At 70.5% G+C, this 3,179-nt stretch carries 3 protein-coding genes; 2 read left to right on the top strand and 1 reads right to left on the bottom strand.

Annotated elements, in window-relative coordinates; all coding sequences use genetic code 11:
* Positions 1 to 69 precede the first annotated feature (69 nt).
* The gene (locus PROKR_RS18430; protein ID WP_036965526.1) at positions 70 to 1,782 is read right to left on the bottom strand and encodes an ABC transporter substrate-binding protein; all 1,713 of its coding nucleotides are present in this window, start codon (positions 1,780 to 1,782) and stop codon (positions 70 to 72) included.
* A 300-nt stretch (positions 1,783 to 2,082) separates the two neighbouring features.
* Between PROKR_RS18430 and PROKR_RS18435 the strand changes: the two genes are divergently transcribed.
* Together PROKR_RS18435 and PROKR_RS35385 are read left to right on the top strand one after the other, a co-directional pair.
* The gene (locus tag PROKR_RS18435) at positions 2,083 to 2,763 is read left to right on the top strand and encodes a GntR family transcriptional regulator (protein ID WP_036965527.1); all 681 of its coding nucleotides are present in this window, start codon (positions 2,083 to 2,085) and stop codon (positions 2,761 to 2,763) included.
* A 74-nt stretch (positions 2,764 to 2,837) separates the two neighbouring features.
* Positions 2,838 to 3,179 (top strand): NAD(P)/FAD-dependent oxidoreductase (locus tag PROKR_RS35385; protein WP_169736471.1); only part of this gene is annotated, 342 nt, incomplete at its 3' end.

Below are 3,179 nucleotides of genomic sequence, written 5' to 3' on the forward strand. Positions count from 1 at the left end.
GGGGGTGTCGCCGGACCCGGCTGCCACGGCCTGGGCGGCCGTGAGGTCAGTCGGGGTGGACGTCATGGATCAGCCCTTCTCGGGGTCCTTGAGGCCGACACCGACGAAGTCGATGCCGCCGCTCGCGGCGTTCGCCGAGGAGTGCAGCCCGGTGACGTTCTCACCCGGCAGCAGCACCGTCTTGGCGACCATCAGCGGGACGATCGGCGCCAGCTCGAGGATCTGCTCGTCGAGGTCGCCCCACTGCTCGTTCGCCGCGGCGATGTCGGTCATGGCGCCGATCTCGTCGATCCGGGCGTTGACGTCCTCGTCGTCGAGCTGGGCGAGGTTGTTGTTGCCCTTCTCGTAGATGTTGCGGCCGTCGAACAGCGGCGGGATGAACGTCGCCGCCGACGAGGCCCAGTCCGGGCACCAGCCGGTGATGGCGGCGTCGTGCTGCTGCGACGGGGTGCCGATGGTCTCGTAGTAGGTGGACGTGTCGATCAGGTTGAGCTCGACGGTGATGCCGATGCGCTCGAGCGACTGCTGGATCGACTCGGCCTGGGCCTGCATCGACTCCTGCGAGCGGATGTCGAGGGTCAGGGTGAACCCGTCGGACAGCCCGGCCTCGTCGAGCAGCTTCTTCGCGGCCTCGACGTCGCCCGTGCCGTCGGCCGACGGGTACAGGTCGAAGTCCTTGTGACCGGCGACCGCCGGCGGGATGATCGTCGTCGACGGGGCGCCGAGCTGCGTGCCGCCGCTCGCGTTGACGATGGCGTTGCGGTCGACGGCGTAGCTGATCGCCTGGCGCACCCGGACGTCGTCGAGCGGCGCCTTGGTGGTGTTCAGGCCCATGTAGGTCGTGCAGATGCCGTCGAACTGCAGCACCCGCGCCTGCAGCTGCGGGGTCTGCAGGCGGGGCAGCGTGGCGGGCTGGATGATGCCGGCGATCGCGTTGACGTCCGTGCCCTGCCCGGCGATGAGGCGCTCGTCGATGGTGGCGGGGTCGAGGCCGATGGTGAACTCCCACCCGTCCGGCTTGGCGGCCCGCACGTCGTCGGTCGCGGCGTCCCAGCTCTCGTTGCGCGTCAGCTTGATGGTGCTGCCCGGCACGTACTCGGCCAGCTTGTACGGCCCGGAGGCGACGATCTCGTGGATGAACTCGTCGCCGGCGCCGCTGCCCTCGGGGAACGGGGTCGCGTTGACCTGGGAGACCACGGCGTCGAACTCGGGGAACGGCTTCTTCAGGTGGAAGACGATCGTCTGCTCGTCCGGGGTCTCGATGGTCGGCAGGTCACCGGTCTTGTAGGGACCCTCGTAGTCCTCGGGGGCGTCGATCACCTGCTTGAGGTACGGGGAGCCGATGCCGATCTCCGGGTCCCAGGCCCGCGAGACGCCGAACTTGACCTCGGCGGAGGTGATCGGGTCGCCGTTCTCGAACTTGAGCCCGTCCTTGAGCGTGTAGGTCCAGGTCAGACCGTCGTCGGACACCTCACCGAGGGACTCGGCCAGGTCCGGCACGATCGCGGTCGGGTCGTCCGCCGAGCCCGGCGCGGACGTCGTGAGCTGGCGGTAGACGAGCCGGTAGAAGTTGTTCACCCCGCCGTCCCAGCCGCGGGCCGGGTCGAGGTAGGAGAAGTCGGCGTTCTGCAGCACGTGGACGGTGCCGCCCTCGGCGGGCTCTGCGTCGAACCCGCCGGCCCCCGAGGAGGTGGAGGGGTTCTGGCCGCCGCCGCCGCACGCGGCGAGCGCGAAAGTGGTGGCGACGGCGATGACTGCCGTCGTTATCCGGTGGTGCTTCACGGTGTGGCCTCTCGGTCGGTGACTTGCGTCTTTGGTCGTACGGGTAGGGCCCCGGCGCGGCCGTGGTCGTCGTCGACGCGGCCCGCCTTCGATATGTGATGCGTGATATGTTACTGAGACGGTACCGCAGTGTCGATGGGATGAATGTAAACGTCGCGTTTCGGCGGGAAGAAGCCAGTTCTGGCGGTCCAAAGTCCGGCGAACCAGGCCACGCTCAGGTACCCTCTGGCGGCATTGACGACGGGTTTCCTGTCGTGTGTAATATTCTACTGTCAGAGCCTGACCCCACTGGAGAGCACCATGAGCTCAGCATCATCGACCCCGTCGGTCCGTCGCCTGGCGCCGGTCGCGAGCCTGCGCGAGCAGGTTCACCGCGCCCTCGTGGCCGCGATCGTCGCCGGCGAGCTGGAACCCGGTGAGCTGGTCTCGGTGCCGACGCTGGCCGCGCGCTTCGACGTGTCCGCGACCCCCGTGCGCGAGGCCGTGCTGGACCTGGAGCGGCGCGGGTTCCTGGAGGCGGTACGCAACAAGGGGTTCCGCGTCACCCGCGTGAGCGACCAGACGCTGCGGCACGTCGCCGCCGTCCGCATGGTCATCGAGCCCGTGTGGATGGAACGGCTCGCCAAGTCGTTCCCCGTGGCGCAGCTCGGGGAGTTCCGGGCGCTCGCCGACGAGATCGTCGAGGGCGCGCGCACCGGTGACCTCATCGCCTACCTGCAGGCGGACCAGGCGTTCCACCTGCGGCTGATGGGCCTGCTGGGCAACCCGGTGGCCGGTGAGATCGTGGCCGACCTGCGCGACCGCGCACGGCTGCTCGGCCTGTCCACGATGGTCGCGGGCGGCACCCTGGCCAGCTCGGCCCAGGAGCACCACGAGCTGCTCGACCTGCTCGCGGCCGGCGACGGACCCGGCGCCAAGGCGCTCATGGAGCGGCACATCGGGCACTCGCTGGGCACGTGGGCGGGCAAGCCCGAGGACTGAGCGGTACGCCCGGGGCGCGGTCCGCGCGCTTCGGGGGACAGACAAAGACAAGCGGAGCGATGGAGGGGGTGGAAGTGGCTGCGGACGTCGTCATCGTCGGCGCCGGGATCGTGGGCGCCGCGTGCGCGCGCTCCCTGGCGCTCGCGGGTGCCTCGGTGGTGGTGCTCGACCGCGGGGCCGCGGCCGCCGGCACCAGTGCCCACGGCGAGGGAAACCTGCTGGTCTCGGACAAGGGTCCGGGGCCTGAGCTCGTGCTCGCCCAGGAGTCGCTGCGCCGGTGGGCCGAGCTCGCCGGCGAGCTGGCGGACGAGCTCGGCCCCCGGTTCCCGTCGATCGAGCACGACGCGAAGGGCGGCCTCGTCGTGGTGACCGCGGCCGCGGGCCTGGCCGGCCTGCGCGACTTCGCCGCCGCGCAG

The organism is Promicromonospora kroppenstedtii DSM 19349, assembly GCF_000515355.1.
GTDB classification, from domain to species: Bacteria; Actinomycetota; Actinomycetes; order Actinomycetales; family Cellulomonadaceae; genus Promicromonospora; species Promicromonospora kroppenstedtii.